The organism is Candidatus Ichthyocystis hellenicum, from assembly GCF_001460935.1.
In the GTDB taxonomy this organism is placed as follows: domain Bacteria; phylum Pseudomonadota; class Gammaproteobacteria; order Burkholderiales; family 2013Ark19i; genus Ichthyocystis; species Ichthyocystis hellenicum.
The window spans coordinates 1,693,504-1,711,063 of record NZ_LN906597.1 but is presented as its reverse complement, the minus strand read 5'-3'; the positions used below and the strand labels follow the sequence as shown (position 1 = coordinate 1,711,063).

Genomic DNA, 17,560 nt, shown 5'->3' with positions numbered 1-17,560 from the left:
AATTTGAGCTTAAATGAGATAAAGTGGTTTTATTTTTTTTTGTAACATAATAATTATCGTTACTGTTATATATGAATTTGGTTTATAAGCAATTAATGTTGCGTTCTGCACATTTATTATGTAATTAACAAATATTTCACAAATATTATTTTTTTATTATTGCAGATATTTTTCATGCTCCATAAATTACGATTGCTAGTACGCAGATCTATCTTGAAGATAAAATGAATTTAGTAAATTTTTGACATTAAAAGCAAATAAGTAACACGTATAACGTGCGAAGGATGTGTCAGTGTTAAATGGTGAGAGATTTTTTTTCAATCCTCATACTTTGGTTGAGATATCATTGGGGGCAGTTTTCGGTTCTGGATGCAAAGAATCCATTGCTTACTTAATTCAAATTCCCCAGAAGGATGCTATTAATGCTGCAATAATTGTAAATAGGAAAATAGCGCCCCAATATCATACCCAATATGAATGTAACTTCGAAAGTAATTGCGGAATTGTAAGCTGTGTAGATTATGATGAATTTTTCTGTAGTAACTATGAATCTTTTAACGGCTGTAATTTACTAAAATTCAGAGAAGTGATTTTGTTTCGTAAAAAAGTTGATAAACTTATTAATGAATTTAATGATATTTTTCTTAAAGATTTCCCTTTTTTAAAAAATATACCATTTAGCAAAAAGGATGATTGTATCTATAGTGCTCATCCAATCTACCAAGTTGTTCATACTGAAAAAACAGAAGATGTTATGAGTGCCTATAGGGCAAAAAAAGATCAAATTTCTACGCTTCCAATGTTGCCTCAGTTTGTGGATACGGAGTCATCTCTCCAGGAAGATATTTTATACTATCGTGATCCACTGTATTTTTTACACCTAAGTTCTAATCCTAGATATGAAAATTTTATTTATACACTATTGGATAGGGCCTACAGCTTTATTGGAAGTATAGTTTCATCAATAACTTCTTTGGAGGAGTACTTATCGATAGAAGGGATGCTATATTACTTACCTAAGGCGCTTTTACTGCAAATTAAGCATTATAATGGGACCCTAATAAATCTTATAACTATCAGGAAAAGTGTTGATATTAATTGTCCTACCGTCTGTCCTAAGCAGTTAGCCGTAATATCTATCAGTATAATAGTTTGCTTGAGAAATTACATAAGATTTGTTTTTTCATTAAAGGAAATTGTTATGCTATTCCTAGATTACAGTAATTTTGTATCTTTAGAGGATATTATGGTAGCGTTTGAACAGTTGGTTTCAAACCCGCGTTTGGAGGAAAAATATAGGCTAATATATAAAACAGAGATTGTAAATATATCTTCATTTTTAAGAGAAAATTATTCTGATCTTGTAATTAAAAAAAGAATGAAAATCGATTATTTTATTGGGAAGCTTAATGTAAGTAATGAGGAAATGGAATCTTTTCTTACAACTACCAAAGATGATCTGGATAAAAATGATCTAATATCATTTTTTGCAAAATCTATTATTAAATCAGTAAAAGATCTAATGTGTGAGATAGAAAAAATTGAATCTTCTCTAGAAAATTTGCCCAAAGTAGATTTGTCCCAAAGATTATCTCGTATTAAAATAATTAGTAGTGTCATAAGTAGTATGTTTAAGACAAAATGATCATAAATAAACATAGGGGCACTCTAAATAATATTTTACGGCTAGAACAATTACGTTGATTAAGATAAAGCTCGTTGTAACCATTTTATGTGTTAGATGCATATAAATAAAGCTATTGAGGCGTATCCTGTTCTGATCATATAAATTTCAATCTAATATCTTTTTTCATAGTTATAACTAAATTGTATTTAGATGCAGCGCATTGTATCTATGATTTTTGTTAACTATTATAGTACATTGTATAAGGTGTATTTATGTTTGCTTTCCTATGATTATAGATGCGTAACTATTTATGCTTATTAATTAAATTGGTAAAAAAGGGGGTGAGGGTATATAAGCTATTTTTCTATCTAATTTTTTACTTAAGAAATTATGTTAAGGCAACTGATAATTAGTATGAGTGTGGGACTAATTTTTTTAAAAAATTAAATAAAATTCAACATCATTGAATTTTATATTATTATTTTTGTTTACTTGTGTCAGGTTGTGGCGCGTCGAGATGTATTTTTGAAAAAGTATTGTAGTAACTTATTGTAGTAAATCAATGTATTAGTATTTAAAAGTTAGTATCTTTATTTTTGAAATAGGATGACATTACTACTTTATAAGAAATCATAAAACCGCAGATATCATGTACTCTGTGGTACAGTTTCATGTTGTGGTTCACGTCTTTTGGGGAAATGTTTAAGAAATTAGGAATATATACTCGTTTAATTGTTTAACTTTAATTGATGGTTATTAACGGTGCCATGTAAGGATTTTGTGTGCATAAAGTTAGTTTCTTCGCTCCTAATACTCTGCTTGAGATATCACTGAGATCAATTTTTGGTTTTACTAGCGAAAAATCTATTAGTTTTTTAATGCAACTTACACTACCTGAAATGATTGATGCTGCCTTAATTGTAAGGTGTACTAGGTCAAGTTTTTCTATTTATGAACCTGTTTGTCAAAATTTTTTGGGATATAGGAGCATGACTTGTCCATTTGCAAATGGTACTTGTAATACATTTTTTCAGCGTAACAAAGATATATGTGGTAACACTAAAGAAATGGAAAATTTATCAAATTTTATGTGTAATGTTAGTAAAATATATTCTTGTTCGTTATTTTTTAGAAAAGATAAGTCGGCAATTTTGGCTATTGCTGATGGATGGGGTGTTACTGAAGCAATGGGTTATATGCTTTTTTTGGTCAATACGCTTGTTCCTAGTTTAAAAAGATCACCAGTCAAAATGAGGAGATCTATACGTTTTTTGTTAGGGGCATTGTCATTACAATTGGAACATTCATTTTTGCCATTGGCAAAGTCATTATCCATAACAAGATTATTGAATATATTTGAAGAAAATGAAGAATTTGATAGGGGAGGGGATGAGGGGATAATTTCTCAAGCTGAAATTAGGTTTGATAATTTTGTGAGAGATTTAGGTTTGGTAGAAACATTGATTAAGTCTATTTCGCACATTTGTAACTTTGTTCCCCTGGAAGAAACTTTGAACATACTTGAAAAGAAGGGCTCAGATTTGTTCAAAAATGAAATTAATTTGACATTATCTATATTAAGATCTAAATATCCATATATTATAGAGAGCAAGAAATTGGAGATTAAATTTCTTATTAAAAAGATGAGGAAAATCAAAGTTCTTATTAAAAAGATGAAAAAAATCAAAGATGGAGATGTAGGTAATTTTGAGCAAAAATTAGTTTCTTTATATGACATGAATATGTTGCTGATAAAACTTAGAAGTGACGTGAGAGAACTTTCTTTTAGATTACATATTAAGTATAAAATACAATGAATTAATAATATCTATATGGAATGCTTGATTTACATAATTTATCTTCGTTGTTTTTATAGGAAAATTAATATCTCAATTGCATTAATAATTTATAGTAAAAAGATGACAAATTATTTAAAATATACGTATATATAAATATTATGTAAAATAAAATTTCATATAAGTGTAGTATTATAATATTAGTGCAAAATATATTTCATTTATGATTATTGTTACTATTGTTGTGCTGACATTTTATATATGCACAACTGATATATTTGTTATTAGCACTTTGTGTATCATAGCAATGATATCCACATTTGGTTTTTATATAAAATATAATGACGGCGATTAGAAAATAGTAAAATAAATTTAAGAATAAGAATATAAGTAGTAGTTTATGAAAGTTTGAGTTCATTGCGTTTATAGTTTATTGTTATTGTATTAGGTGAAAAATAAAGAGTAAAAGCAAAACGCAATATACCATAAAATTTGTCATATTTTAGATTAATTACAAGTGTTATGGTATTGTTGTGTTAATCCATGTTGTTGCGCTTATATGATTGATAGTGTCTCTGTTCCTTGCTTTTACAATCCTTGTTCTTTAATAGAATTGTCAATGAAATCTATCTTTGGGGTTGACTGCGAACAATCTATTGGTCACCTGATGCAACTCTCATGCGCTGATGTATTAGAAGCTGCTACTATTGTAAAGCGTAAGAGCATTAGTTTTTCTAAGTACGAACGCATATCCGAAAGTAGCAGTGGTGGTGATATTTTTCCTAGTGAGTGGAATGATTTTTGTAGCATGCACTTTAATTTATTTGTTAATTCTGAAGAAATTGCAATGGTATCGTCTGTTACATATCTTATGGAGGCAATTTTTTTGGATCTAAAGTTCATGTTTCCGAGTCCCCCTGAAATATTATTTACTGATGATGTATGGAAATCAAATCCTGTATACCAGCTAGTTAATAGCAAAAGTAAAGACGGGGCTGGTATTTGCTATGAAAAAATAGATGATTTGCTGTTGCTTTCAGATCCAGATGACCATATAGATGGTTTTGCCCTTCCTATAATAGGTTCATCAGGGGAAGAGAAGCTTTTTTATTACTACGATCCTCTGTGTTTTTTTCCTGTTCATAATCCTAGGAGTGGTAGCAGGTGTATTTCAGGCAGGGAGATACGAGAATCTATGTCTTTTATGATTTCTTCGTCACGAAAAATTATGTCTAATTTAGTGGAACTAAGATATTGTATTGGGAAGAATTTATATAATTTATCTATAATTGCGTTATTGCAAATGGAAAAAACATTCTCTGAGGTAGATAGTATTGGTCAAGAAGGATTTATTGGAAGGAAGCAATCTATTATAGAATCATTGAAGCTTATAACTTGTTTAAGAAATATTAAAAATGATGTGCGCAAAATAGAAGATGTAATTTTTCCTGCTATGCAATATTGTAATTTTGTTCCACTGGAAGATATGTTGAGACTTTTTGAGTTGGTTGATTCAGATTTATATAAGAATGAGATTGTTATGTTAGTGTCAATCATAAAGATTAAGTGCCAGGATATTATAGAAACCAAAAAATCGAAAATAGAACTTTTTTTGAGAAAGATTGAGCAAAATGAAGAAAGTAATAATTTAAACGAAGAAAGGAATAATTTATATGAGCTATCCTTTACCCAAGTTTATGTAGGTAATGTTGGTAGATCACTGGAGAAGTTAAGTGAAGAAATAGAAGAAATGGAAGTTTTTCTAAGATATTTATCTATCAAGTGCGAATGAAGAAGTAAAAGATTATCTGACCTAAAATTTTCTACTGATTGATATTTTGATGAATTTATACTTATTAGGTTAAAGCGATGGTATTTCTCTAGCATCTATTTATGATTGCGGATTATTCATAAAATATGTGTTTAGTTTAAGATATTTATGTCATATAGGATAAGTACTGAATTATTGGATGATATAAGTTGTATGAGATATTGCGGTTGTCCAGTGCTATTAATGGGGATGATTTTTGTCATGTGGTTTTTTCTTTTGGGGGTCTGGTAGATATAACTATGGGTGATAATGTTTTGGATCCATTAATTTTGCCAGGATATGAGGTAGCAGTTATCTATATATAAATTCTCCTAGGGTACATGTTTAACAAAAGGTCTATGATAACAAATATATTAAAAAAACGGTAAGTATAAATCATGGGTGCGTATTGGACTGAGATTGATTAGTAATTGCTTCTCTTATGTTTCTAGTTATTGAGTTGATAAAAGTTTAAAGGGATAAATGTCAACATAGGTAAATTATTGCTAAAGTTAAGGTGAGATTTGTAATTTTATGACAAACCATGTGAAAGGTATCTTATTCGTATAATCATTTAATAAGGGTAACTTTACAACATGTTGATAGTGTCTTAGTGAATTTGTAAAAATATCAGTTTTGGCATGAATAAAAATTTTTTATTAACTTTATTTGCTATAAAAAATAGAAGGTTATATTTTATCAATAACATATAATAATGTTTGTGTTGTATTGGTGTAAAGGTATTATATTTTCAATATGATCTGGCTCTGGGTGCAGTATAAATTAATTTTGCTGGTAAAATATAAACTGTTGATAAATTAGATTTGTAGTGTAAAAACATTCTATTAATCTAAGTAAGTTATATTTTATCAGGTTGGTATTAGTTTATTTTTGATGAGATAAAAATATACTTATTGATTGTTTAATTTTAGTTAATTAGTTGATTAATAATTTAATCAACTAAAATATTTTTTATTTGTAATTTTTGTGAAGTGTTTGTTGGATTAGTGTTTCCTGGAGCTGATGATATAGTTCATATGTTTTTTCTGGATCATGTGGTTAACTGCGCAGCTAGGTGAATATCACGGTTTATGTTTCGGCTAACTTTACATAGTTAGTAGGGGGTATGTTTTATGCATAGAGCTAGTTTTTGTGGCTCGATGATTTCTAGATCAGTTTCCATTCAGGATGAGATGAGTGATTTAGGTGAGGAATCTGCTAGGGCAACTGTTGAGTATGTATTTGGGTTTAGCTGCAAAAATTCTATCAATATTTTATCTCAACTTTCTTATCCTGATTTTTTGGAGACTGTTTCCTTTTTGGACCGCCGAATGGAGGGTTTTTCTATTCATGAACCAGCATATTATTTAGGTAATCTTCGTGCTGAGATGGTAGGGGGGTTAAGAGTTGTAGATAGTGTTGCTGGTGTTGCTGGTGTTGCTGATGTTGCTGATGTTGCTGATGTTGGCGTTGATGCTGCTGTGGATTGTTTTCCTCAACGGTGGGTTGTTTTTTTTGAACAAAATTATCAGATCAGTAGTAATCCTGATGGATTTAGATGTCTTTTGGAATTGATCAATGAGATCAAAGTGATTCTTGATGATGCTTGCTGTTTTTTGGAACATAATTCTACTGTAACATGGTCTGTTATAGATGAGGATGGTGTTTCTCGGTCTTTTTGTTCTTTATCGGCTAGAATTTCTGCGTTTGACTTTAAATTTAGTAGTTTGAATATAAATATCAGGATATCAATATCTTCCTTAGTAAAGGCGTTATTGTCTCAATTGGAACACTCGTTGAAATTAGGATGCGTTATGGAGTTGAGGCGCCATTCTAATTTGATTCCAGAAAAATTTCCCAGGTTTACAGCTCGAGCAGGTAGTCTGGTTGATGATACGAAGGAGCTAAGGTCAACCATTTTGTCTGTCATGAATGTTTGCAATTTTGTACCATTGGAAGAGATCATATCAATCTTTGAAAAGAAAGACAAGGAGTTGTACAAAGACGATATCATTATTGCGTCATCTTTACTAGAACCAAAATATAACGCACTTATATCATTCAATCTCTCAAGACTAGAAAGTCTTGTCGGTGGATTTATCGAAAATGTTGATCAATCATTAGAAGAAGAGATTAGAGAATTTAGGGATGAAATAAGAAGAATGGAAGATTTTATAAGTGATTTACATAGAAAAAAGGGAATAATCAACTAAGGAAAGTCGTTCGTATTACAACAAAGTTATAATACGTAAATGAAGGTTAGTAATTTTTATACCTATGGTTGAGGTATGTATTGCTCTTATTTGTATCTTCTCTGTGTTTTGAAACTATGAAAAAAATTTTTGGAGTTGGGCGGGCATATTCTATTTGGTAGATGAGTGTTATGTCATAATTTGAAGTTAATGATTAATCTGCCTAATCTGTCATTACATTAATGTGATAATCAACAATGGTGGTATTTTTTCATGCACGAAATTATTAGTGACGTAAAATAAGGCCCACTTTTCCTATCCTAGTAACATTACGCCAATTTTCATATTTATCACGAAATATAAATTATTGTTTGTAATAAATAGACATTTGATAAATGTTAAGCGGCAAAAAATGTACTTCATTAATATTTGTGCACTACGATGGTATAAAAAAAATCAATTGCAATTTAGTTTCATGCTGCATATCATTGTCATTGTGAGAAATATCATTATTAATTTTAGTTGTAGTTATCTCTGCTGATGGCTAAATTAATAGGGCCTTATCTGTTTTGTTTTCGTGTTGATTTTTGTAAATTTGAAACGGTAATTGTGATTTATGGATAATATCTGTTCTTCTAGTTCTGGAGATTCTTTATCGATGTTAGGTGCGGGAGCGTCACCTGAGAAAGAAAGTTTGTTGGCTTCTATTTTTTGTTTTATGGACAAGGAGTCAATTGGTAACTTTAGTGACTCGTATTTTGTTAGTAACTTATGTCATCATCAAGTTTACAGTGAACTACCGGCTGATTGTGACGAGTTATCTCGTGATATAGTGCCGGTTAATTTATTTTATAGCAAAAGTAAGGAGGATTTGTACCGTCATCTTGGGTACCTTTCTGCTAATGATCTTGTGTCCTTTAATGATTTTATAACTAACACATCGGGATGTAATAACAAATCAGGCATCAATAAAGATGATAGTGTAGATGCTATGTTTAATTCTGGTTATGAGATTTTTTGCTGTGATAACTACAAGCAGTTTGGTAATTGTAAAGAACTTGAGTCATTGATACAGTTGAAGGTTTTTTTAGATGATGTTATTTCTGAGAGGAATAGCTATTTTTCGAGTAATTTTCCTTCACGCATAGACCCTTCTAGTATTGGAGATACAGATTGGAGTGAGTGTACTCAATCTCGTGTTTGGAGCGATTATTTTGAGTCTAAATGGCTTCCGATTCCTAAGTGGAATGCGCATCCTATGTATCAGGTGGTTCATGGTGATGGTAGTAATGATCTTATTGGAAGTTACAACAGAGGAAAACATTTTGTTTTCTCTCTTCCGGAACCTTGTTATTTGGGAAAAGGGAATGTTGTAGTACGGCAACCAGTTATGCCAGAGTTTAATTTTGATTCCGATTATAGACTGTCTTTTTTAAATTCAACGAGAGAGTTTTATAACTGTGATCCTCTGTGTTTTTTAAACGAGGATTATATTTTGCATAGAGGTGATGTTTGTTGTCCACATACATATAATTACGGAGGGATGTGTAAGAATTTACTTCTTAAAATGGTGGGTGAAACTCTTTGTTCCGCAGCGAAAATAATAGTTTTGTTAAACAAATCAGAGTTTCTCTTGGAAGCATCTAGTAAAGGTGGATACCTAAGAAAAAGTTTTTACCACTTGGCTAAGGTTTATTTATTGTACATAAGATATGTTTATACATTTTTATGGCAATCTATGAATGAATTGTCTGTCGACAGAGCTAATGTGGAGTCTATCATTTCTGCTTCTTCGGCTACTGGAAAATCGGAGTATTATGATAAAGAGGAACGTATTGACCGTAGAGATAAGGATAACATTGTGTCATTAAGGGCAATTGGGTATATAAGGCGTTTTATTAGTAGCATTGGTTTGTTGGAAAGTAATCTTTTACCTGTTATGGAATTGCGTAATTTTTTATCTTTGGAAGACGTAATGAAAGTTTTTGAAGCTAAATTTATTAATTCTATGTCTATGATTGCAAATTGTGTATCACCAGAATACGAGAAAGAAATTAGTAGTATTTCTTTGATCTTGGGTAAAAAATTACTTGATCTTGTAACGGATAAAGGATTGAAAATGTTTGATTTAATAAAAGATATTAAAGAAAGTGGCGAACATGGAGTGAGTGGGTTGCAGCTGATTTTTGTGCAGCGTGCCAGCGAATTGTTGATAAAATTGGACGGCAACATGGATGTTGATTTTCCTGATAGTATTGATAGATCGGAGTCGGGAGAGATGTCTCAGATGGAGTAGGTTTTACTTTTAATGATTCCCGTACACGTGTAGTAAAAAAATAATAATCAAGGGAAGGGGGATTGGTTCGCGTACTTATTTGGTATTATGCGCTTGTGGTTGATTGTCTTGTGGGGTTTTATAATCGATGTTCACTATGTTTTTAAATTTCATTTTGCGCAGTGAAAGTGTTTGGTTTCATTTTATTGAGTCGTTTTATTAGTAGCGTATACTTACTAAAATTTTTTCCTGTTATCGAGTTGTGCAATTTGGTACATTTTGAAGATGTAGTGGCGAAGGTATCATGGTAGTTTTTGATAGAGATGTTTTTGATTTTAAATTTTCATATCGTAAAGCATAAGCGTAATGGATTTTGATTGCATGTTTTATAAGGTGAAGTATAAATTTATGCAATTATTTATACCTGATTGGCAATTAGAGGTTGTAGTCATGGTTGATAAGTAAATGAGTTAAAATATATTTATCTATTATAGTGATAGTGTGAATTTTTGATGATTTATAAGTATTATTATTGCTGTGTACCAGTAGTGAATTAGTAAAATAAAAATAAACTTCTGATGTGTAATTTGGTTTTTCTCTTAATGTACAGTGAAAGCCACATATCGTATTTTATTCTGCTTTACAATTTTATAATAATTTATTTATTGCTTTGATTCCTACTTTATTCCGTACTTCAATATAGTGATATTATGGTTTGATTACTTGTTAGTTTATTGCTACATTGATCCCATCTTCGTGTATTTTTTTATATGCTCTTCCTATGATCAGGTAATATCTAATGGTGAATTGTATGTGTGTATCGTGTGGACTAAGGTTGCCAGAAAGATCAGATGAATGTGTATCTATATTGGGTATTGGTTGTGAAAACTCCCTTAATGTTTTAAGTAAACTTTCACGGGATGAACTTCGTGATGCCTCTTTGATTTTAAATTGTGATGGTGTGAGTTTTTGTTTTTCTATGTATGAGTGTTATTCTGTATATCCAGAAAATGATACTTCCCAGTCTGTTTTGTTGAACTATTTTGTAGTAAATCATATGTTCAATTCTGCTGTTAGCTCAGATGTTTGTGATGCTAATGGCGCTGGTAGTGCTACTCCTGATGTTAGTGCAGTGTTACCTTTTCCAAAAAGCTGGAGTTGTTTTTGTGAGAGCAATTTTCGTGGGCGAAACTATAATGTCTCCAGTAACCCGGAAAGATTTAAATCCTTGCTAGAATTAACGATCGATGTTCGGTATATTGTCGATGAGTCCCGTAAGTTACTAGAGAATAATTCAAAGTTATCTCCAGACAGTATTGATTATGGTACTTTTTCTGAATCGGCACAGTATGTGCTGTCTAGAATTAGTGATTTTATTGCTGATTTGAAAAAATTGCGCGGAGTGATAAGGAAATTCGTATCCTGTCTTCTAGAGTCATTATTATTTCAATTTAAACACTCTTTAGCATTAGGTTGCTCTATGATACTTAGGTTATCTCTGATGATAATTCCGGTAAAATCGCACAAAATTTCAGTTTTCTTGAGTTATTTAGTTGAGGAGATTAGTGTGCTATGTCAAGCTATTTCATCTGTGTTTAGTGTTGGAAATTTTATACCTTTGGAAGAGATGATGGAAATGCTAGAGAAAGAAGGTTCTGGTCGTTATCAAAGTGAAATTAATATATCATCATCATTTTTAGGGAGAAAGTATCAGAATCTTATAGAAAGTAAAAAATTGAGAATTACGCATATTCTTAGTAAGTTTTCTGGTAATGAGGCTGATGAATATGTAGAAAAATTGGACCGTGAAATAAAAGAAATGGAGGATTTTATAGAGAAACGGATTGGAATTTAAATTTGTGAGGTTATAGTGGTTTATGTGTGCGGAAAATTTTACGCTTGAGTGCTGTCTTTGTTTATGTGATAGTTTCTCCTTGTGTGATGAGGGTTTATATGGCTTGTGTTAATTCTAGTGGTCCTTGTAGTTTGCAGGCATTGTCGTTTGGTCATATTTTTGGTATTACCCGCAGGGTATCAGAAGGTGTTTTGTCTCATCTTCGACCAGCTGATATTATCTATGGTGCTTTACTTATTAAACATAGGAGATCATGTTTTTCTATTTATGAGCTTATTGATGAACCTATTTTGGTTGATGATGTTGTTGACTCATCGTCTTTACGTAATAGTTTACCTGCATTTCTTCAACGTAACGTTAGTCTATCTAGGAATCCTGGCGAACTTAGGGCACAGTTGGATTTTTTGTGCAAGGTGGAGGAAATATTTTGTTATTCCTCTCATTTTTTAAAAGATATTCCTCGAATTTATGGTAATGTCTCTGGTAATCGTTCCTCACCTGAACCATTGAACCTCATGTTAATTGCATGCAGATCATTGATTGATAGTTTAATTAATTCAAGAGTAAATATGGGTGGGGCTTTGCGTTGTTTGTCAATGGTGTTGCTGATGCAATTTGAGTATTTAGTAAGTGGAGCATTGTCGATGGTAGGGTCGCTGCCTTCATATTGGGGACGGGCATCAGATTTATATAGTAGATTGGTTCCTTTTGTGGAGAGTTCGGGCTTTTACGTTGCTAGAAAGTACTTGGAAGATTTGAGAAGGGACATTGATATTATTGTCAGAAGGATTTTGCCTATTATGGATGTTTTCAATTTAGTTTCTCTGGAAGATATGATGAAAATTTTTGAGAGTAAAGGTTATGATTCATGCAAAAGTGAAGTGAGTGTTGTATCGTCGTTGTTAAGGGCTAAATATCATGTACTCATAGAAAGAAAGAAATTGATGGTGGCTCATTATATTGAAGTAATTAAGTTAATTAAAGAAGGTACATCAAGTGAATCTTCGGGAACCTTACTTCCCTTGGGCAGTTATAGTAATTTATTGAAAAGGTTGAATTGTGAGATTGCTGAAATGGAGAAATTTTTAGTAGAATTTCCCGAAAAATAAAATGTGCGGTTACTTATTACTTTGAGTTATTTGATTGAGTAAATCCTCCATGCACTTTGCTGGACCTGTTTGTCGAGGATGTGTTGGTGTTAATTGCAAGGAGTCGATTGGTTTAATTGACTCAAATTCACAAAGGGGAGCGTTTGAGCTTGTAGTGCTTGTTAGGCGAATGAAATATGGATATTGTCCTTATTGAACCTTATCACAAAAAATAGATAAAGTTTCACTTCTTAAATATCAATTTAGATCTTCAGGAAACTTAGGATTCCCAACGTCTACATCACTTGATGGTGTTTTTTTTGCTGCGGTCCGTTTTGTTTTTTTCCTGTTAATAATACGGGGAGCGGTGCTGGGTGTTACATGAGCTGCTAAGGTGCATTTCAAGCCACGGGTATACTTAATTAATGTCATTTATGGTATCTCCATCGCCCATATATACCTAGTTTGAAAGTGTTAAAGTGCGATACTGAGAGGCCTTTATACCATTTGTTAATGGCGGCGTTACTACAAATAAAAAAAACATTATCAGAACTGGTACCATATTTTTAGCTAGTAAATGCGGATTTATATAGTAGAAATGAAATTGCTACCTTGTCCTCATTCTTAAGAATGAAATGCACATATCTTATTGCAGGTAAGAGATTGATGTTGGAATGTGTGCTTGAAAAAATTAAACGAAGTAACTAAGGAAAATCATATGAGATACAGATGGAATAAGTGAAATGGAGGTCTTTATGAGTAAGTTTTCTGAAGAAAATTATCCAGAATAAAATATGCTGGACTAAAAGCAACTTATTCAATTATTGGAAGGATTGTAGTAAGTTTTTCCTTTACAATTATTAATCTCGGCATTAATTTACCATTATTGCTGTGGTAACTTTGTTGTCGGTTTAGCGTTAGTTATATGTTTTGGATGATGTCACTTTCAGTAACTGGAGTATTTACAGATGGTGTGTGCGATTTTATTGATTAACGTAATCTAAGTTACTTTTCTCTTTTGGTTATATTTAAAAAATTATCGATTAGTAAAGTTATAAAGTCATGTTGTATGAAAATAGCTACTAATTATTAAAATATTAAAGATATTTGTTGATGCTCATATTGGTGGTGCCATGTTAATTTGTGACGTTTGGTATTGTTAAACAATTGTAATTAGTGTGTTTATTTTTTAATCACTTACTTATGGTTTGTGGTGGTTATGTATCATCGGGTTTTGTAGTTGATATGCGGATGATTTTTGTTGCTATTGGTGGAATTTATGGCTGCATCAAGTGTTTGTTGGTTTGATGATTTGCGTGAAGAGTCAGTTTCGTACGCGTTTGGCGTTAGTTGCAAGGAATCCGTTAGCATCTTAGCTCGACTTTCTAGAGATGAGTTATATGAAGCTAATTCTTTTTTAGATCGTGGACGTGAGGGTTTTTCTGTTCATGATCGTACTTACGTTTCTAGAAACATTTCATGTAGAAGTGATGAATACTATAGTAAATTGGTTCCAGCTGCAGATGATCCTAGTGCTGATACAATGTGTACTTTTCCGGAAAGTTGGGTTTGTTTTTTTGAGAAAAATTATGTTCTGAGTGATAACTCGGTTGAATATAAAAAATTACTTGATTTAATTAGTGAAATTTCAGATATTACTTCTGGCGTTTGTTTGTTTCTGAGGGATAATTTAAGATTGTCAAATAATGATATTAATAGAGATGATGTTTATCAATCATTTTCCTCTTTGCTATCTAGAATTACTACATTTATTTGTAGTTTTAAAGAGTTACGTATTAATGTTAGAAAATCTGTATCTTATTTAGTAGAGGCATTATTATTGCAATTGGAGCACTCGTTGAAATTAGGATGTTCAATGGCATTAGGTCCTCTGTCTAGAATGCCTCTACCGAGATTGCCTAGATTTAATACCAAGTCGGGTGGATTGGTAGGGGATACCGGTGAACTAAGATCTGCTATTTTATCTGTTATGAATATATGCAATTTTGTTTCTCTGGAAGAGTTATTGTTAATGTTCGAAAGGGATAATCCTAGTTTGCATGAAGGCGATATTATCATGGTATCATCCTTACTGGAATTAAAATATGCTGAGGCTGTATCAATTAAAAAAGTTCACATAGAACATATTGTTAATCATGAAAATGAAAGTGATGATTTTGAAGAATTATTAAAAAAAGAGACTTCTGAATTGGAAAAAATGGAAGAGTTTGTTGTTGGCTTACGTAAAAAAAGAATTAATGAAAAATGATGATGTTAATCATTGACTTATATAAAGTTAATAATGTGTTTATGTTTGTTTTCTCTCTAAGGCAAAATTTTCTCTGTTATGCGTCAATAATACAATGCAGTTTATGAAGTTGGCATTAAAACACATCAACTAATATAATCTCATAGAAGAAATTATTATTAACTAATTGAAGTTTATTTTTTACTGTTAATATTTATTATGGAATACTTTATTCTTTATCCAACATATAAAAAATAATGATAGTAATTGATATACCACTTTGCCACTTTGGTATTTTATGGCAATGAATATGTATTTATTAATTTTATGTGTTAACACGGTTACGAGGATGGGTGATATAATATAGTTTACAAAAACATGCATATAATAGTATTAAATTAGAAGTGATTGCATAAATAAAAAATTCTATTGCATTTTGTGGTCTTGCGGTATACATGCACTATGTTTTTTCTAAGAGTAACTATTATTTTACCTCTTAAGTAGTACAAATGAATAACAGTAAATTATAGCGGAGGATAATGGCTGTAAATAAAATAAATTTGTACTAAAATTTTATTGTTGCAGAAAATAATATATATTTTTAGTCAATTTAAATGCCATTGGCCATTGATTTTTTTCTTTTTTGCCCATGTAAATTTTACTGCATAATAACTTGTTCTTAATTTATTAATATTGATGTGCATATTTACCTCTTTCTTAAATGTCTACTTACTCTCAAGTGATGCTTAGTAATTTATTTATAAAAGTTTATATAATGATGTTTGATAACTTCCTAAAAAACTAATTTTTTATTGGGAAAGGGGATTAATGTAGTACTTATTTTTGTATATTATAAGCATTGATGTTACGCAACGATTATGTTATGACATCTATCTTGATTATTTATTTTAATATAACAAAAATTATTTTTTACTTTATTATTTCTTAATTGATAATATCCTATTTAGATATTTTATAGAAAAACTATATTCTATTATCAATTAATTGATGATTAACTTATATATTATCATAGAGACTGAAATTAATTGAGATATTGTCTAATATTTTGATAGACTACTCATATCGTCATATTTTTTATGTCGGTTTGTTCCGATCTTTAATTATCAGTGTGGTGGGTCATATGTTAGAAACTGGTTGCTTTATGCCTTCTAGTTTGTTTGAATTGTCAATAAAATTTATATTCAGTGTTGATTGCAAAGAATCTATGAGCAACTTAAGACAACTTTCATATGCTGAGACTATTGAAGCTGCCATATTAGTAAGGCGTAAGATGGTAAGTTTTTCTAAGTATGAAACTATCTCTGAAAGTGCTAGTGGTGGCGAGATGTTTCCAGATAGTTGGGTTAAATTTTGTGACGATAATTACTTTCTCTCTAATAATCCTCAACAAATAAGAGTGTTGACAGATTTGAGTAAAAGAATAAATGGCATTGTTGCAGATGCCAATGATATTTTCTCAGAAATTTTTCCATCTAATATATATGATGCTTACTGGAGCTCTCATCCCATGTATCAGGTAATTTATACTGAAAGCAGTGCAGATATTATTAAAAATTACCAAAATATGAAAAGCCATATTTTATCATTACCTGATCCTCCTAGTATTGAGAAAGATTTAATGTTACCGCTATTGCCATCGTCGGAAGAAATTTATTATTACGACCCATTATGTTTTTTTCCCATATGTATTGTTGAATGTGGTAGTCCTGCAAAGAAGCGTATGTGTAATGCCGCTGTTATTCTTCCTAGATCATTAAGGTTCATAGATTATGCAGTGCTTGTATCAATATCTAATTTAAAGGAATCTCGTGGAAAAATAAGTAAAATATTATATTGCTTATCTATGGCGTCATTATTTCAGATAAATAGGTCAATTTCATCATTGGTGAAGTCATTTTTACACAGGAATGCCCTCTACCTGGAAAAGGTTGAGGAAAGAGATAGGTTAATTATGTCATCCTTGAACGTTATAATTTGTTTGAGAAATTTTATCAATTACGTTAGTGGTTTAGAAAAAACTATTTTCTCTGCTATTAAAATTTGTAATTTTTTTCCGTTGGAAGATATGAAGGAGATGTTTGAAAGAAGAGATCCTTATTTATGTAGAAACGAAATAAAAAAAGTATCTTCATTTTTAAAAAAAAAGTACTTTAGCCTTATATCGAGAAAAAAATTAAGAGCAGATGATTTGGTTAAAAAAATTTCTGAAAATAAATTAGGTAATAATTCTAAATTTTTGTCAGTTTCTGTAGAAAATGCTACTAAATCATTAAGAAAATTGAATAATGAAATAAGAGAAATGGAGATGTTTCTATTAAATTTTACTGATTAAACAAGGAAGAAATTTAAATTATGAATATTTTTATATCTGTATAATTTTTTATGATAATATCATTATTTGTGAGAGCATTTTATAAATGCATATAAATTAATCATTTATAATACGTGTATAAAATTTGATTACCTCTGTTTAAAAAATAATCCAATATATTTTCATGGTTTATGGTATTAATTAATTAGTGTATTGGGTGCTGTTTTTGTCTTATCATTATTTAAGCAATTATTTTGTTATTATTGTATGACTAAGGTATTTTTTGTTTCTATTGTAAATTTTTCGTGTGTTAACGTGGGTTAGTTATTATTATATA

At 30.7% G+C, this 17,560-nt stretch carries 12 protein-coding genes; 11 read left to right on the top strand and 1 reads right to left on the bottom strand.

Annotation, left to right across the window (positions count from 1 at the left end):
• Positions 1 to 292: 292 nt before the first annotated feature.
• From Arg41_RS06545 to Arg41_RS07980, 9 genes are all read left to right on the top strand, one after another.
• On the top strand, positions 293 to 1,645 hold the full coding sequence (locus Arg41_RS06545; RefSeq protein ID WP_092490617.1) for a hypothetical protein: 1,353 nt from the start codon (positions 293 to 295) through the stop codon (positions 1,643 to 1,645).
• Between the two features lie 764 nt (positions 1,646 to 2,409).
• Positions 2,410 to 3,444, top strand: a complete 1,035-nt coding sequence (locus tag Arg41_RS06540; protein WP_092343567.1) for a hypothetical protein — start codon at positions 2,410 to 2,412, stop codon at positions 3,442 to 3,444.
• A gap of 538 nt (positions 3,445 to 3,982) precedes the next feature.
• Positions 3,983 to 5,215, top strand: coding sequence for a hypothetical protein (locus tag Arg41_RS06535; RefSeq protein ID WP_092343566.1), 1,233 nt, complete (start codon positions 3,983 to 3,985; stop codon positions 5,213 to 5,215).
• Between the two features lie 188 nt (positions 5,216 to 5,403).
• Positions 5,404 to 5,559, top strand: coding sequence for a hypothetical protein (locus tag Arg41_RS07985; protein WP_157722310.1), 156 nt, complete (start codon positions 5,404 to 5,406; stop codon positions 5,557 to 5,559).
• A gap of 807 nt (positions 5,560 to 6,366) precedes the next feature.
• Positions 6,367 to 7,446, top strand: a complete 1,080-nt coding sequence (locus tag Arg41_RS06530; protein ID WP_092490616.1) for a hypothetical protein — start codon at positions 6,367 to 6,369, stop codon at positions 7,444 to 7,446.
• Positions 7,447 to 8,041: 595 nt separating this feature from the next.
• Complete coding sequence (locus tag Arg41_RS06525) at positions 8,042 to 9,721, top strand: hypothetical protein (protein WP_092343564.1); 1,680 nt, start codon at positions 8,042 to 8,044, stop codon at positions 9,719 to 9,721.
• Positions 9,722 to 10,511: 790 nt separating this feature from the next.
• Positions 10,512 to 11,555, top strand: a complete 1,044-nt coding sequence (locus Arg41_RS06520; protein ID WP_092343563.1) for a hypothetical protein — start codon at positions 10,512 to 10,514, stop codon at positions 11,553 to 11,555.
• A 98-nt stretch (positions 11,556 to 11,653) separates the two neighbouring features.
• Positions 11,654 to 12,664, top strand: a complete 1,011-nt coding sequence (locus Arg41_RS06515; protein ID WP_141663210.1) for a hypothetical protein — start codon at positions 11,654 to 11,656, stop codon at positions 12,662 to 12,664.
• Between the two features lie 49 nt (positions 12,665 to 12,713).
• Entirely contained in the window at positions 12,714 to 12,860 is a 147-nt protein-coding gene (locus Arg41_RS07980) for a hypothetical protein (protein WP_157722309.1), read from the top strand.
• A 41-nt stretch (positions 12,861 to 12,901) separates the two neighbouring features.
• On the opposite strand, the gene Arg41_RS07975 is transcribed toward Arg41_RS07980, so the two are convergent.
• Positions 12,902 to 13,075 carry a hypothetical protein gene (locus Arg41_RS07975; protein WP_157722308.1) on the bottom strand — a complete coding sequence of 58 codons (174 nt, stop codon included), beginning with the start codon at positions 13,073 to 13,075 and terminating at the stop codon, positions 12,902 to 12,904.
• Positions 13,076 to 13,922: 847 nt separating this feature from the next.
• Here Arg41_RS07975 and Arg41_RS06510 point away from each other — a divergent pair.
• Positions 13,923 to 14,912, top strand: a complete 990-nt coding sequence (locus Arg41_RS06510; RefSeq protein WP_092343561.1) for a hypothetical protein — start codon at positions 13,923 to 13,925, stop codon at positions 14,910 to 14,912.
• 1,120 nt (positions 14,913 to 16,032) lie between these two features.
• Positions 16,033 to 17,244, top strand: a complete 1,212-nt coding sequence (locus Arg41_RS06505) for a hypothetical protein (RefSeq protein ID WP_092343560.1) — start codon at positions 16,033 to 16,035, stop codon at positions 17,242 to 17,244.
• Positions 17,245 to 17,560: the final 316 nt, after the last annotated feature.

Bases quoted from the DNA above. Each gene is read 5' to 3' on its own strand.
- Arg41_RS06520 (WP_092343563.1), top strand. From the start codon at position 10,512: ATGTGTGTATCGTGTGGACTAAGGTTGCCAGAAAGATCAGATGAATGT.
- Arg41_RS06505 (WP_092343560.1), top strand. From the start codon at position 16,033: ATGTTAGAAACTGGTTGCTTTATGCCTTCTAGTTTGTTTGAATTGTCA.
- Arg41_RS06525 (WP_092343564.1), top strand. From the start codon at position 8,042: ATGGATAATATCTGTTCTTCTAGTTCTGGAGATTCTTTATCGATGTTA.
- Arg41_RS06530 (WP_092490616.1), top strand. From the start codon at position 6,367: ATGCATAGAGCTAGTTTTTGTGGCTCGATGATTTCTAGATCAGTTTCC.
- Arg41_RS06510 (WP_092343561.1), top strand. From the start codon at position 13,923: ATGGCTGCATCAAGTGTTTGTTGGTTTGATGATTTGCGTGAAGAGTCA.
- Arg41_RS06535 (WP_092343566.1), top strand. From the start codon at position 3,983: ATGATTGATAGTGTCTCTGTTCCTTGCTTTTACAATCCTTGTTCTTTA.
- Arg41_RS07975 (WP_157722308.1), bottom strand. From the start codon at position 13,075: ATGACATTAATTAAGTATACCCGTGGCTTGAAATGCACCTTAGCAGCT.
- Arg41_RS06515 (WP_141663210.1), top strand. From the start codon at position 11,654: ATGGCTTGTGTTAATTCTAGTGGTCCTTGTAGTTTGCAGGCATTGTCG.
- Arg41_RS07980 (WP_157722309.1), top strand. From the start codon at position 12,714: ATGCACTTTGCTGGACCTGTTTGTCGAGGATGTGTTGGTGTTAATTGC.